Genomic DNA, 15,165 nt, shown 5'->3' with positions numbered 1-15,165 from the left:
CGGTCCGTACTTCGCGCCTGTCAGAGTCCGGCCGCTGCAAGCATGGCCGATCCGCCCCGCTCTGCCTCGTCCGAATGCAGCCGCATCAGCGCGAACAGTTCCCGTCCTACGCCAAGACCTGCGGGCGGTGCTACTGCCTCTTCGCGAGCGTTCCATTCCTCGGCAGGCACCAGCGCGGTCAGCTCGCCGGTATTGGCACAGACCCGCACGACGTCGCCATCGCGCAGCCTGGCCAGTGGTCCGCCGGTCTTGGCCTCGGGCGATACGTGGATTGCGGCGGGGACCTTGCCCGACGCGCCGGACATGCGGCCATCGGTGACCAGCGCGACCTTGAAGCCGCGATCCTGCAGCACGCCCAGCGGCGGGGTCAGCTTGTGGAGTTCGGGCATGCCGTTGGAGGCCGGTCCCTGGAAGCGGACCACGACGACGACGTCCCTTTCAAGCTCGCCCGCCTTGAACGCGGCGAGCACGTCATTCTGTTCGCTGAAAACCCGGCACGGAGCCTCGATCGTCCAGCGCGAGGGATCGACGGCGCTGACCTTGATCGTGCCGCGGCCGAGGTTGCCCTTGAGCAGACGGAAGCCGCCCTCCGGCTGGAACGGCGCGGAAACCGGCTTGAGCAGGCTTTCATCAAGCGAAGCTTGCGGCGCCGGGGTCCACTTGAGCGCATCGCCGTCCATGACCGGCTCCTGCGCACCTTCTTCGAGCGACTTGCCGTAGACGGTCATGATGTCGGCATGGGCAAGGCCTGCGCCGATCAGCTCGCGGATGACATAGGGCATGCCGCCAGCAGCCGCGAAGGCGTTCACGTCGCCCGCGCCGTTGGGATAGACGCTGGCGATCAGCGGGACGGCGCGGCTGAGTTCGTCCATGTCGTCCCAGTCGATCTGGATGCCGGCAGCGCGGGCGATGGCAGGCAGATGGATGACGTGGTTGGTGGAACCACCCGTCGCCAAAAGGCCTGCGATGGCGTTGACGATGGCCTTTTCATCGACGCAGAGGCCGAGCGGGCGGTAGTCATCGCCATTCCAGCCGATCTGGGTGATGCGATGGACGGCGGCGCGGGTCAGTTCCTGGCGAAGCTTGAGGCCGGGCTGTACGAAGCTGGAACCCGGCATGTGAAGGCCCATCATCTCCATCATCATCTGGTTGGAGTTGGCTGTGCCATAGAACGTGCAGGTGCCCGGTGAATGGTAGCTGGCGCTCTCGCTTTCAAGCAGTTCGTCGCGCCCGACCTTGCCCTCGGCGTAGAGCTGGCGGATGCGGACCTTTTCCTTGTTGGGGAGGCCGCTCGGCATCGGGCCGGCGGGGACGAGGATCGTCGGCAGGTGGCCGAAGCGAAGCGAGCCGATCAGCAGGCCCGGCACGATCTTGTCGCAGATGCCGAGCAGCAGCGCGCCTTCGAACATGGCGTGGCTGAGGCCGACCACCGCCGCCATGGCAATGTTGTCGCGGCTGAACAGCGACAGTTCCATCGAGTCCTGTCCCTGCGTGACGCCATCGCACATCGCGGGCACGCCACCCGCAACCTGCGCCGTCGCGCCGACCTCGCGGGCGAAAATCTTGATCTGCTCGGGGTAGCGGCCATAGGGCTGATGCGCCGAGAGCATGTCGTTGTAGGCGGTGACGATACCGATGTTCATCGCCTTGCCGCTCTTGATCAGCGGCTTGTCCTCACCCGAGGCGGCAAAGCCGTGGGCAAGATTGCCACAGGAAAGCTGCGGGCGATTGAGGCCCTGCTCGCGCGAGCGTTCGATCAGATCGAGATAGGCCGATCGCGTCGGGCGCGAGCGTTCGATGATGCGTTGGGTGACGCGCTCGACGATAGGGTTCAAGGGCATCATTCGCTCCAGTAGATGGTAACGGCCGGGCCAAAGCCACGCAGGAATTGTGTCACGGGATAACGGTCATCGCCTGCGAGAGCGCTTTGGAGCAGCGCCTTCTTCGAGGAACCGGTCACGACGAGGATAATCTCCTTCGTCGCCTTCAAGGCTTTCTCGTTCAGCGTGAGGCGGTCGAACGGCGCCTCGGGCGGCAAGGGGATCGGCGTGGTTGCGATCACGGCGGGGCCAGGCCGCACATGCGCCTGCATTTCGGGGAAAAGCGAGGCGACGTGGCCATCCTCGCCCATGCCGAGCCAGACAAGGTCGAACGGTGCAACTGCTGCGCCTTCCTCGAGCCGTTCGAACCGCGCGCCGGAAGTGCCGAGCGCTGCGTGGATCTTGCCGAAGTTGCTGGCGGGATGATCGTCGGGCACGCGGCGGTCGTCGGTAAGGGCAATCGTAACGCTGGACCAGTCGAGCGGGCGGTCCTTCAGCAGCGCCAGCACCTTGATCGGCGTGGAGCCGCCGGTGAAGGCGATGCGCTTGTGCCCCGGAGCCGAAACCACGCGCGCGATGTGATCGGCAACGGCCGCAGCGTCGCCGGGTTCGGCCCAATTCACAGATGCAGGCACCAGATCAGTCATTCCAGCTGCGTCCATCCCGTTCGGTCAGGGCGATACCGGCATTCGGTCCCCACGAGCCGGCGGCATAGGGCTTGGCTTCCATGCCGGTGTCAGCCCAGACCTTGCGGATAGCGTCGACCCATTTCCACTGCGCTTCTACTTCGTCACGGCGCACGAACAGCGTCTGCTCGCCCTCGATCAGGTCGAGGAGCAGGCGTTCATAGGCGATGCGGCGGCGAGCCTTGGCAAAGGCCATGGTCAGCGACAGGTCGAGATTCACTTCGCGCAGCACGATCCCGCCGCGATCCAGCCCCGGCTCCTTGGCCATTACCTGAAGCCGGACGTATTCCTCTGGCTGAAGGCGGATGACGAGGCGATTGGCGCGCAGGCGTCCACCACGCTCGGCGAAGACATTGTGCGGCACCTGCTTGAACTCGACGACGATCTCGCTGCGACGCTCGCCCAGGCGCTTGCCGGTGCGCAGGTAGAACGGCACACCGGTCCAGCGCCAGTTGTCGACATGGGCCTTGATCGCGACGAAAGTCTCGGTGTCCGAAGCCTCGCCAAGGTCCTCCAGATAGCCGGTAACCGAAGTGCCCTTCACCGCGCCGGTGCGATACTGCCCGCGCACCATTTCCTCGGCCTTGACCGGGCGAAGCGCACGCAGGACCTTGACCTTCTCGTCGCGGATCGAGGTCGCGTCGAGATTGGCGGGCGGCTCCATCGCGGTCAGCGCCAGCAACTGCAACATGTGGTTCTGCACCATGTCGCGCAGCGCACCGGTATCGTCGTAGAAGCCCTTGCGTCCTTCGAGGCCGACTGTCTCGCTCACCGTGATCTGGACATGGTCGATGCCGCCTGCGTTCCACAACGGTTCGAACATCATGTTGGCAAAGCGCAGCGCCATCAGATTCTGGACCGTTTCCTTGCCGAGGTAATGGTCGATCCGGAAGATCTGTTCCTCGGCGAAAGCCGCTGCCACCGCATCGTTGATCCGTGTGGATGAGGCGAGATCGTTGCCCAGCGGCTTTTCCAGGCCGATGCGCACGTTGGCATGGGCCAGCCCTGCCCGCTTCAGGCCTTCGATAGTCGGCTCGAACAGGAACGGCGCGGTCGAGAGGAAGATCGACAGCCCACACGAAGTGTCGCCCAGCTTTTCCGCAAGTGCCCCGAACCCATCGACATTCGAGGCATCGAGCGTCTGATATTCGAGCCGATCGAGGAAGCTTGCCAGCTTCTCCTCGTCGCGGCGATCCTCCGGCAGGAATTCAGCCAGAGCCGCGCGGGCAAACTCGCGAAACTCGGCATCGTCATGCTCGGAGCGCGCCGTGCCGACAATCCGCAGGTCGGGACGGATCAGCCCGTCCTCATGCAGTGCGTAGAGCGAAGGCAGCAGCATGCGCCGCGAAAGGTCCCCGGTCGCGCCAAACAGCAGCAGGGCCGAGCAACTGGTTTCGATCATCGACGCTAATCTCCCTTGGCAATGCGGCCCGCCGAAATCGGCGTTCGGCCCGTGCCTCGCACACGGCCCTAGACCCTTAGTCAGTCCGGTTCAGCACGCATATGTATGCAGGATAGCTATGCGCTGGCACCTCATCACTGACATTGCACCGCAGCACCCGCTTGGGCAACCATCAGGGCCGGAACAACCAGTCCAGCGCCTCGGGAAGGCGCTGAGCCCAGGCATTCTCATCATGCGGCGCCCCCGGGTAAAACCGGCTTGCGAAATCCGTGCCCTCTACCCACCCAGAGGCAGCAAAGGCCGCGTCAACGTCGCGCTGGTACGGCGCATAGAACTGGTCAAGCGTCGCATCGCCGTGGTCCATCCAAACCTTGCGTCCCGCCGGGGGACCAAGCATGGCGGTATACCAGTCTCGCCAGACTTTCGCCGCTTGCGGATCGAATCCCGCGACCTTGTCCGGTATCGCCGCTGGCCAGTGCGAACTCATGCAAGCCGCCCGACCGAATGTCTCCGGCCGCGCCAAGATGGCGTAGCAGCTCATCAAGCCGCCCATGCTGGAGCCGACGATGGCTGTATCAACGGGCCCGGTCCGGGTCCGGAACGAACGATCCACCCAGGGCTTTAGAACGTCTGCCAGCCAAGCCAGATAAGCGTGCGAGATCACCGGCCCGCTTGCCATCAGGTCCATCTTCGCACGCAGTTCTGGAGGAGCGGCATCATACGCGGGCCTGGGAAGATATTCCCGAAACCGGTCTGTGCCCGGCGCCCAGATTCCTACGATGATGCGTGGCTCGATGCCCTTGCCAATCAGGCCGAGCATCGCCTTGTCGGCTGCCCAGATCTTGCCGAAGTTCGAATTGCGCAGGTCGAAGAGGTTGTGCCCGTCGTGCATGTAGAGGACCGGATAGCGCCGGTCCGAATTGTCGTACCCCGGAGGCAGCCAGAGGGTCAGTCGCTGCGCCGGAATTCCCGCTGCTGCAACATCTCGATACTCCAGAAAACGCCCCTGTTCCTGCGCGGCTGCCGGAATAGCCAGCACCGCGCAGAGCAGCACGACGATTCCGGACAGCAGGCGCAGCATCAGGTCACTTGCCCGGATGCAGCCGGACGGCAAGCCCACCGCCCGGCGCCAGCCATGCCGGGAAGACGTCACCCTTCTTCACCTTGAGCGTGGCGTAGGCAATGCGGTGACGGGCCTCGGTCTCGTATGTCGCACCCTCGCCGTCCTTCCAGACTGTCGCGGTGTAGGTCTTGCCCGGATCGAGGAAATCGAGGGTCAGTGAAACGTCCCGCGCCGTCGCATCATTGACGCCGCCGACATACCAGTCCTCGCTATTGCGGTCCTTGCGCGCAAAGATCGCGTAGTCGCCCACTTCGCCGGCGATCAGGTGGCTTTCCGACCAGTCGGCGGGCACCTGCTTGATGAAGGCCAGTTCCTTGGGATGCGCCTCGAGGCTCTCGACGAAGTCCGCCGCCATCTGGATCGGGGAATAGATCGCGAGGTAAAGCCCGAGTTGCTTGGCCAGCGTCGATGCCAGCGGCACGTGGTTGGCGCCTTCAAGGCTGAGGATGCCGGGCGTGTAGTCCATGGGGCCGGAGAGCATCCGGGTATAGACGAGCGTGGGTTCGTGATCCGGTCCGTTGGCGAACTGGCCCCAGGCATTGTATTCCATGCCACGCGCGCCTTCGCGGTCTATCCAGTTGGGATAGGTACGGCGCAGGCCGGTGTCCTTTACCGGTTCGTGGGCGTTGACGACGATGTGGTACTTGGCGGCCGTTTCGACGACCTTGAGGTGATGCTGCACCTGACGCTGGCCGTCATGGTATTCCATCCGGTAGGTGTCCGGCGTGTCACCCGGCGCAAGAATGCCACCTGCGTCGGCGACGTACCCAGTCTTTACCGCGCGCACGCCGAGCTTGTCATAGAGCTTCATCGCGTCTTCGAGCTGTGCTTCGTAGTTCGCGATGTTGCCGCCGGTTTCATGATGGCCGATCAGCATGACGCCCTTCTTCGCGCCGTACTTGGTCACCGCCTCGATATCGAAATCGGGCGTTGCCTGCGTGTAGCTGAAGTCCTTGCCGTTGCCGAACCAGGTGCCGTTCCAGCCCTTGTCCCAACCCTCGACCAGCACCCCGCCGAAACCGTGCTTGGCAGCAAAGTCGATGTACTGCCTGGTCCGCTCCGTCGTCGCGCCGTGCTTGGGACCCTCGGCCCAGCTCCAGTCGCCACGGATCATGCCCCACCAGATGCCGATGTACTTCATCGGCTTGAAGTACGAGACATCGCCGATCTTGTTCGGCTCGTTGAGGTTCAGTTCGAGGTCGTTCTCGACGATACCCTTCGCACTGTCGGCAACGCGCATCGTGCGCCACGGCGTGTTGAATGGAAGGGTCCGCGTAACCTTGGGCCCATTCGGTGAAGGCGAGAGCGTGGCGCGGAACGAGGTGCCGGTCTGACGCTTGAACCACATGGCCGAATAATCGACCAGCGCGGCTTCATGAAACGAGAGATGCGTTCCATCATCCAGCTTCATGGTGATCGGCGTATGCGCGGTCGAAACCCCGTCGATCGGGGTCTTCTGATAGACCTGCTCGTAGCGGTTCCACTCACCGCCCGGAATCCACCAGGCCGTACCGTTCTGCGCGACGTTGAACTCGGTCAGTTCGTCGGCGATCTTCATCACCTTCATCGCGGGCTGCTGAGGGATTTCGTAGCGGAAGCCAAAGCCGTCGTTGAACAGGCGGAAGCGGACGTTCATGCGGCGGCCGCCCCAGTCGGGCACCTGCTCGAACTTCACCAGCAGTTCGTTGTGGTTGTCACTGACATAGCGACGCTCGCCCCAAGGCTGTTCCCATGTCTCCTTGCCCGAACCGGTCTCGCTGCCGATGATCTTCTGCCCGCGCTGCATCGTCGGGCCATCACTGGTAATGAAGCCGAGCATCGAGGAGCCGAGCAGCAGTTTGCCCTTGCGGGTCAGGCTATAGAGCGGGTGGCCATCGTTGTCGGTGGTCACCGAGAGCACGAGGCTGCCGTCGGGCGAGGATGCGGTTACGGTCTCGGCCAGAGCGGGCGAAGCCAGGGCGCACGAAAGGGTCAGCGCCAGCGGCGCTGCAACGTTCAGAAGGTTACGCATCAGATCCTCTCTTCGATCAGCAGCGCGCCGAATGGCGGTAGCTGCCCCGCGCTGGCGCCGTTTACCGACGCGATTTCCTTGCCATCCCGCACCAGCCCTTGCGGCCAGACCACCGGGACGGAGGACAGGTTGAATAGTCCTGCAATCGATTGCTCACCCGAAACGCGCCGAATGGCAAGTAGGCATTCGTCTGCATGGAGCACTTCGAACGAGCCGAGCCGCAGGGCTTCGTTGTCTCGCCGCAAATTCAGCAGTTTCGTGGTCAGGTTGAGCAGGGACGAAGGATCGGCTTCCTGACGGTCGACCGCGCGCGCAAGGTTTTCCTCGCCTACCGGAAGCCAAGGGGCGCCCGAGGTGAAACCGCCCTCGCCCGACTGGACCATCCACGGCATCGGCGTGCGTGCGCCGTCGCGTGACAGCGTCAGCGGCCAGTTGGCGATGGCTTCGGGGTCCTGCAGCTGCTCGAACGGAATATCGACCTGCGTCAGGCCCAGTTCCTCGCCCTGATAGACGATGATGTTGCCGCGTAGCGAGGCGAAGAGCATGGCCTTGAGCCGCGCGAATGCATCGCGCTGGTCGGGCTGGCACCAGCGGGACAATGCGCGCGGCGCGTCATGGTTCTCGAAGGCCCAGCTTGGCCAGCCGATGCCCGGCGTATCCGGCCACTTCGCCACGGCCTGTTCGACGAACCTGGGCGTCAGCTTGTCGGCGTAGAGGAAGTCGAAGCCATAGGCGCTGTTGAGGTGGTCCTCGCCTGCGGTGAAGGCCTTCATCTCCGTCTCGGCAAGATCGCCGCCGACTTCGGCGACGGTGAACACCGCGCCATATTCGTCGCAGAGCTTCCGCGAGCGCTGGATGAACTTCAGGATATCCGGGTGCGACTGGTTGTAGATCTTGAGCTGGTAATCGAACGGGCGCGTCTTGCGGCGGCCATCATCGGGCGCGGGCGGATTGTCGCGCAGAGTCGGGTCATGCATCAGGAAGTTGAGTGCATCGAGGCGGAAGCCGTCCACCCCGCGGTCCAGCCAGAAGCGCATCACGCCAAGCAGCGCCTCCTGCACGTCGGGATTGTGCGCATTGACCTGCGGCTGGGTGGAGAGGAAGTTGTGCAGATAATACTGCCGGCGCCGCGCGTCCCACGTCCACGCCGGGCCACCGAACACCGACTGCCAGTTCGATGGCGGCGAACCGTCGGGCTTGGGGTCTGCCCAGACATACCAGTCGGCCTTGTCGTTCAGCTGGTCCTGCCGGCTCTCCGCGAACCACGGATGCAGGTCCGAGGTGTGGGCATAGACCTGATCGATCGTGACCTTGAGACCGAGTTCATGCGCCCGCTTCACCATGGCATCGAAATCCGCGAGCGTCCCGAAGATCGGGTCGACATCGCAGTAGTCGGCCACGTCGTAGCCGAAGTCGCGCATGGGCGACTTGAAGAAGGGCGAAACCCAGATCGCATCGACGCCGAGCCGAGCGACGTGTTCAAGGCGCGCTGTGATGCCCGGCAGGTCGCCGATGCCGTCGCCATTGGAATCGCAGAAGCTGCGGGGATAGATCTGGTAGATTGCAGCACCCCGCCACCACGGCGCTGCGGCCTCTGGCTTGGGGCTGGCAAGGACGGCTTCTGAAGTCTTCATCGAACGGTGTTTTCCGGGGAGGGAGCAACGCGGCAGACCATGCTGCCAAATGCGGGAAGTTCAACGGTAACGCTGCCGGGTGCAGAAACCTGCGCGGGGCAGCGGCCGTAAAGGCTTTCAAGGCTTGTTGCAGACGCCCCGATCACGCTTTGTGCGACGATCGGCTTGTCCGATGTGTTGAAGGCAATGAAGTACTCGGTACCGCCAACGGGATCGAAGCGGGAGACCGAAAACAGTCCGGGAACTTCCGAATACGTCCGCGTAACCTGCCGTCCGCGGGCAAGTGCCGGATGTTCCTGGCGAAGTTTTGCGAGGGCCGAAATCAGGCGATAGAACGGATGGGCAGGATCGAAGTTGGCGACCGCAGTCGTCGACTTCGATCCAAGCAGCGCGTTATCGTTGTAGCTCGGGACCTTGCTTGCGAGCATGTCCTCGCGGGCGTCCTGATCGTTGCCGTCACCGACAAAGCCCTGCTCGTCGCCGTAGTAGATCACCGGCGATCCGCGCATGGTCAGCAGCATGACGTGGGCCAGTTCGACGCGCTTGGACAGTTCCTCGTCAGAAATGCCCGGCATGTCCTTGCGGATCAGCGTGGAGAACCGCCCCATGTCGTGATTGCCGAGGAAGGTCGGCATGGCCAACGCCGCTTCCTCGCCACCCTGATAGAGCACGTCTCCATCAAAGGTGTCGGCCAGTACCTCGGTGCCCTTCCCCTGTCCCAGCACCGCGCGAACGGCCCCCTGGAATGCGAAGTCGAGCACCGCCGGGTAGCCATCGCGGCGGGTGTAGCGGGCGATGGTGCCGGGGTCCGGTCCTTCGTGCGCAACTTCGCCGAAGATGGTGAAGTTGGGTATGCCAGCCTGTTTCGCCGTGTCGAGCATGGCCGGGATGAAGGCCTGCCAGAAGCCGGGATCGACATGCTTGGCCGTGTCGATGCGGTAACCGTCGATGCCGAACTGCCTGATCCAGTCAGCGTAGATATCGATCATTCCGGCGCGAACGCGCGGATGCTCGGTGAACAGGTCATCAAGCCCGGCAAAATCGCCGAAGCGGCTGTTCTCGCCGCGAAACGTGCTGTCGCCGCGGTTGTGGTAGTAAATCGGATCGTTGAGCCAGTCGGGCACCTTCACGTGGGCCTCGGCTGGCGGCACAAAGGGTTCGTAGGCGGCGCCGGGATCGGTCAGCCTGGCGAAGTTCGCTTCGCGCGCATCCTCGTCTCCGGCAAAGCCCGGATTGATCGCCTGCCCGTTCAGGCCGCCCTTGCGCGAGTACGGCCAGTTGGCGCGGTCGCGGTAGGTGTACTGGCCACCCTTATACTGGATCACGTCCGCCGTGTGGTTGGCGATGATGTCCATGTAGACTTTCAGCCCACGCGCGTGGGCCGCATCGACCAGCGCCTTGAATTCGGCGTTGGTCCCGAAATGCGGATCGACACGCGTGAAGTCGGTAACCCAATAGCCATGGTATCCGGCGCTCTCGCGCCCCGGTCCGCCCTGCACCGGCTTGTTCTTGAACACGGGCCCCACCCAGATCGCGGTAGCGCCGAGACCCTGCAGGTAATCGAGCCGCGCGGTCAGACCCTTGAGATCGCCTCCGTGGTAGAAGCCCTTGGCGGAAGCGTCGAAGCCGGTCTTGTAGCGATCGCCCTTCAGGCCACCGCGATCGTTGGCCTTGTCGCCGTTCTCGAACCGGTCGGGCAGCAGGAAGTAGATAGTCTCCCCTGCAGCCGGGCGAGCGCGCACTTCGGACAGGGGCGTATCCGACAACGCGGGCTGAGCCACGAGCAGCGAAAGCAGGGAAAGACCGATGACCTTACGCATGCGCCGGGACCTGTCCGCAAACATGGGCCACGTATTCGGCGTGTGAGGGCATTCGGGCAACGTCCTTTTGGTAAGCGCCGCGCACGGTATCGAGGAAGGCTTTCAGGCTTTCGGGTGCAACCTGATCGGCAAGCGGATGCCAGCGCTCGGGGCTCACACCCTGCCCGATCATGACCTGAACCCAACCGGGCACATCGAAGAGTTCGTCGTGTTCGCGCACGATGCGTCCCGACGCGCGGAACATGGCAAGACGTTCGCCCAACGCCTCGGGCAGTTGTCCGTCTGCTTCCATCTTCCGCAGAGAGTCCCAGAAGGGTTCGCCGTATCTGCCATTGGCAACGTAGTGCAGGATCACGAAATCGCGGATACGCTCGATTTCGAAAGTCGCCAGACGATTGTAGGCATCGCGATCTGCATCCTGCACCGGACCGTTCGGCAGGAAATCGACGAGGCGGCTGATCGCGGTCTGGATCAGGTGGATCGAGGTGGACTCGAGCGGTTCGATGAACCCTGAAGAGAGGCCAACCGCCACCACATTGCGTTCCCAGAACTTCGCTCGGCGCCCGGCCTTGAAGCGGATCGTGCGCGGATCGGCCAGTTGCTCGCCATCGAGGCGACCAATGAGCCGCGTCGTGGCTTCGTCTTCGCTCATTACGTCGGAGCAGAAGACGTGGCCGTTTCCGGTGCGATGCTGGAGCGGGATGCGCCAGCACCAGCCTGCCGGCTGCGCGATGGAGCGGGTATAGGGGACAAGTGGCTCGGCTCTGGCGCAGGGCACCGCCACTGCGCGATCGCACTTCAGCCAATGGCTCCAATCGACGTATTCAACGCCCATCTCGTGACCGAGGAGAAGGCTGCGAAAGCCGGAGCAATCGACGAAGAGATCGCCCTCGACCACGTCGCCACGGTCGAGCCGGAGGGCCGCAAGATCACCATTTCCAGCATCGCGATCGAAGCTGACGATGCGCCCCTCGATCCGGCAGACACCATGTCCTTCAGCATAACGTCTCAGAAAGGCGGCATAAAGCGAGGCATCGAAGTGGTAGGCATAGGGCATAGGCGGCATGGCGCTGCCCTGTGGCCGATCAATGTGTGCAAACTTGTTGGCATCACCTGCAACGGCGTTGAGCACGTATTCGCCCAAGGGGCCAGCAAGCCCTTCGGCCCGACCGCGCAGCCAGTAATGATGGAATGGCAAAACGCCCAGGCTGCGGCCGGTGAGGCCGAAGCCATGGACATAGCGATCGTCAAAGCCGCCCCAGCCTTCAAAGGCTATGCCCAGCTTCCAGGTGCCCTGTGTCTCGCGGAGAAACTCGCTTTCATCCAAGCCGAGCATCTGATTGAAAAGGCGAACCATGGGAATGGTTGCCTCCCCGACCCCGACCGTTCCGATCTCTTCGGATTCGACAAGGGTAATGTCCCAATGGGGTGAGGCAAGCCGGGCAAGTGCCGCCGCAGTCATCCAGCCGGCAGTGCCGCCTCCAGCGATAACGATCCTGCGCCGTTGTTGTCCCGACATGCCTAAACTCCCGCAGCCATTCTTCACCAGAGTGCCTTCTGCGGGCACGTTATTGCAACGCTTCTGATCACAAGGGGTGGAGGGGGCGGATGAGGCCGCCCCCTCCGGAGGGATCAGAACTTGTAGTTGAACCCGGCCATGAAGCGGCGGCCATAGGTCTGGTAGTTGCGGATCTGGAGCGGAGCCCCGTTGTCCACCGAGACGAACGGCTCGTCGGTCAGGTTCTGGCCCTGGACGAACAGCGACAAGCCGTGCAGCGGGCTCGTGTCCTTGAAGTCATAGCCGACCTGAGCGTCGACAATGGTTTCCTTCAGAGCACGGCGCAGTTCACGCTCGCCACCGAAGCCGACGAAGATGCCCTGGAACGATGAGCGGTGACGAGCCGAGACGCGAGCGTTGAAGCCTGCCTTCTCGAAGAACAGCGTGCCCGAAGCAACCCAGCGCGAATAGTCCGGCAGATCCATCGCGTTTGCATTCGGACCCGGCTTGATCGAGGTCTTGGTGTAGCCCACGCCACCGGTAAAGCCAAAGCCTTCGAGTGCCGGGGTGATGACCTCGAATGGAAGGGTGCCGGCGAGTTCGACGCCATAGAGCTTGCCACCGGTACCGTTGACTGCGGTGTTGATGGTGCCGACGTAGTTGGTGATCGGAACCGGCGCGACAATCGGCAGGCCGGTGTAGTCGTAGGGGACAACGTCCTTGTAGATGTAGTTGTCGAGCTTCTTGTAGAACATCTGCAGGCCGATGTAGCCCTTGCGGCCGAAATACTTCTCGAAGTTCAGGTCGGCAGCCCAGGCCCGATATGGACGCAGTTGCGGGTTGCCGCCGTTACCGGTGATCACGCCGCTGTTGATGTTGTAGCTGTAATCGAGGCTGACCTTCATGTCCTCGAAGCGTGGACGCTGGATTTCGCGGGCGGCGGCAAAGCGGACCACCCAGTCACCCGGAATGCGGAAGTTCAGGTTGAGGCTCGGCAGGAAGTCCCAGTAGCGCGCGCCACGGACCGTCGGTACCAGCGAGGCAGCGGCAAGGTTCACGAAGCCACGCGACTTCTGCTCGGTGTTCTGCGCAAGCAGACCCACGTTGCCGTCCATCTCGACGTCGCCGAGCGAGGCCTTGAGATCGCCCTTGATGTAGATCGACATCACGCGCTCGGTGACCGAGTAGGCCTTGGCGGGCACGTCCTTCGATGCGTTGAGCGTCTTAACGTAGACGCCGTCCTCGAGCATCTTGAACGGATCGTAGCCGATGATCGGGCCTGCGCCGATGAAGCTGAGATCCGTCGCGCCCGTGCGGTACTTCTCGGGAACGACCAGCGACTTCACGCCGCCTGCAAGGTTGAGGAAGTACTCCTCGGGTGTCTTGCCCTTGGTGCGGTCGACGTAGGCCGTACCGACGGTGACCTTCGACAGGAAGCTGTCCTCGAGCTCCTTGCCGACTTCGACCTGGAAGCTCTTGATCTCGTCGTTGATGATACGGTCGTTGTAGTAGCCTTCCTGCGAGCCCTTGGGCGCTCCGCCGCCCCAGCCAAGCGGGTCGGTCAGCAGGATGGTGTTGTAGTTTCCGTAATCGAGCGTGTGGCTGGTAAAGCTGGTGCCAGTCGGTCCGCTGACGAAGGTGAGCGTGTCGGTCGCGCCATTACCACCGCCCGGGCCAGTGCCTGCGTTGGTTTCAAGGCTCAGCTCGCTGCGGTCGGTCTTCGAATAGCCGAAGTCGAACGAGGCAGACCAACCGTCCTCACCGGCCCAAGCTGCGTTGAAGCCACCCGAGAAGATGTCGGAATTACGCTGGTAGCCGTGGTTGTTGACCACCGCCTCGACGCCCGAGAACGTGCCATTGGTGATGAGGTTGCCGTTGGTCTCGATGCCTGTGGGCGAAAGCTGCGCGCCGCTCCATGCAAGCGGGAATTCGATCCCGCGCTTGATCTGCTTGTCCTTGAAGTTGCCGTAGAAGGCATCGACCGTAAGGGTCAGTTCGTCGACCGGCTTGAACTGCACGGTGCCCTGGACGCCGAGGCGCTTGAGCTGGGTCGAAACGCCGAACGGCTTCATGCCGCCGATGATCTTGGTGCTGTTCGGGCCGTCGGCATAACCCCAGGCTTCGAATTCCTGTGCCTGGTAGGGCTCGTCGGTGTAGGCCGCCGAAAGGGCGACGCCGAGGCGGTCTTCCATGAACTGGCCGACGTAGGTCGCCGTGGCGCGGTAACCGAACTCGTTGCTGTCCTTGTTGACCTTGCCGAGATCGGCGTAGGTGCCACGGCCACCGAACGAGAGCAGGCCCTTGCCGAATTCCAGCGGACGGATCGTCTTGATGTCGACAGTGCCAACGAGGCCCTGATGGACGAGATTGGCCTGCGGCGTCTTGTAGACGTCCACCCGGCTGACGATTTCCGAAGGGAACTGGTCGAACTCGACGTTGCGCTGCTCGCCCGTCGAAGTTTGCGGACGGCCGTTGAGGGTGGTCGAGGACAGGTCTGCGCTCGAACCGCGAATGGCGATCGAGTTGGCGCGACCGAACAGGCGCTGGGTGGTCAGGCCCGGCAGGCGGGCGATTGATTCACCGATCGAAGCATCCGGCAGGCGGCCGATGTCTTCGGCCGAAACCGATTCCACGATGACAGGCGAGGTCTTCTTGACGTTGACCGCAGTGGCGAGCGCGGCGCGGAAGCCGGTCACGACGATGGCCTGTTCCTGACCTTCGGGAGCGGCGTCGGTGGCCTGGGCCTGATCCTGCGCGGCGTCCTGCGCCATCGCCGGGTTCGCCGCGAGTGCGACAGTGATGGCGGCGAGCGATACGCCCGCGACAGCGGTTAGATTGCGAAATGCCATGTTGAAATTCACTCCCCCAAGCCGGACCCAGAATAGGGCTGCCCGGCCCTGAACCTTGATCGATTGAAACCTGATCTGATCGGACGGTGCCGCTGATCCCGGCCTTCCGCTCCGTTTCGGTTTAATGGCGTGATGAAGAATGACGAATATGGCATACGTATACTATGCGTTGATTGGTTTCAGATGATGGTTTTCCGTCACTACCCAATGCTCCATCAAAACCATGGAATTTCCAGCATTTCCCGCACTTCTGGAGCACGTTGGACCGGTGCCATTGCATGAGCCGCAGTTCACGCATACAGTCCTCGACGACCGACCACGG

Annotated in this window: 9 protein-coding genes; all 9 read right to left on the bottom strand. The window is 63.0% G+C overall.

Features of this window, described 5'->3' with window-relative positions:
* Positions 1 to 20 precede the first annotated feature (20 nt).
* The gene (gene edd / locus ACZ1JW_RS15325; protein WP_465142788.1) at positions 21 to 1,841 is read right to left on the bottom strand and encodes a phosphogluconate dehydratase; all 1,821 of its coding nucleotides are present in this window, start codon (positions 1,839 to 1,841) and stop codon (positions 21 to 23) included.
* Positions 1,841 to 2,467 (bottom strand): 6-phosphogluconolactonase, encoded by a 627-nt coding sequence (locus tag ACZ1JW_RS15320; protein WP_465141207.1) that lies wholly within the window; start codon positions 2,465 to 2,467, stop codon positions 1,841 to 1,843. Before ACZ1JW_RS15320 ends, edd begins: the two co-directional genes overlap by 1 nt.
* Complete coding sequence (gene zwf / locus ACZ1JW_RS15315) at positions 2,460 to 3,908, bottom strand: glucose-6-phosphate dehydrogenase (RefSeq protein WP_465125936.1); 1,449 nt, start codon at positions 3,906 to 3,908, stop codon at positions 2,460 to 2,462. The genes ACZ1JW_RS15320 and zwf overlap by 8 nt, the downstream gene beginning before the upstream one ends.
* A 172-nt stretch (positions 3,909 to 4,080) precedes the next feature.
* Complete coding sequence (locus tag ACZ1JW_RS15310) at positions 4,081 to 4,989, bottom strand: alpha/beta hydrolase (RefSeq protein ID WP_465141206.1); 909 nt, start codon at positions 4,987 to 4,989, stop codon at positions 4,081 to 4,083.
* A 4-nt stretch (positions 4,990 to 4,993) separates the two neighbouring features.
* Positions 4,994 to 7,042 carry a glycoside hydrolase family 97 protein gene (locus tag ACZ1JW_RS15305; RefSeq protein ID WP_465141205.1) on the bottom strand — a complete coding sequence of 683 codons (2,049 nt, stop codon included), beginning with the start codon at positions 7,040 to 7,042 and terminating at the stop codon, positions 4,994 to 4,996.
* Positions 7,042 to 8,676 (bottom strand): alpha-amylase family glycosyl hydrolase, encoded by a 1,635-nt coding sequence (locus ACZ1JW_RS15300; RefSeq protein WP_465125939.1) that lies wholly within the window; start codon positions 8,674 to 8,676, stop codon positions 7,042 to 7,044. The genes ACZ1JW_RS15305 and ACZ1JW_RS15300 overlap by 1 nt, the downstream gene beginning before the upstream one ends.
* Complete coding sequence (locus tag ACZ1JW_RS15295; protein ID WP_465141204.1) at positions 8,673 to 10,496, bottom strand: alpha-amylase family glycosyl hydrolase; 1,824 nt, start codon at positions 10,494 to 10,496, stop codon at positions 8,673 to 8,675. The genes ACZ1JW_RS15300 and ACZ1JW_RS15295 overlap by 4 nt, the downstream gene beginning before the upstream one ends.
* Positions 10,489 to 12,015: a tryptophan halogenase family protein gene (locus tag ACZ1JW_RS15290; protein ID WP_465141203.1), complete on the bottom strand. Its 1,527-nt coding sequence runs from the start codon at positions 12,013 to 12,015 to the stop codon at positions 10,489 to 10,491. The genes ACZ1JW_RS15295 and ACZ1JW_RS15290 overlap by 8 nt, the downstream gene beginning before the upstream one ends.
* Before the next feature lie 113 nt (positions 12,016 to 12,128).
* Positions 12,129 to 14,843, bottom strand: coding sequence for a TonB-dependent receptor (locus tag ACZ1JW_RS15285; RefSeq protein ID WP_465125942.1), 2,715 nt, complete (start codon positions 14,841 to 14,843; stop codon positions 12,129 to 12,131).
* Between the last annotated feature and the right edge of the window lie 322 nt (positions 14,844 to 15,165).

The organism is Novosphingobium sp. BL-A-28-Hi1-0D (genome assembly GCF_055521755.1).
The sequence above is the reverse complement of the archived record's forward strand: the minus strand, read 5'-3'. Positions and strand labels throughout refer to the sequence as shown.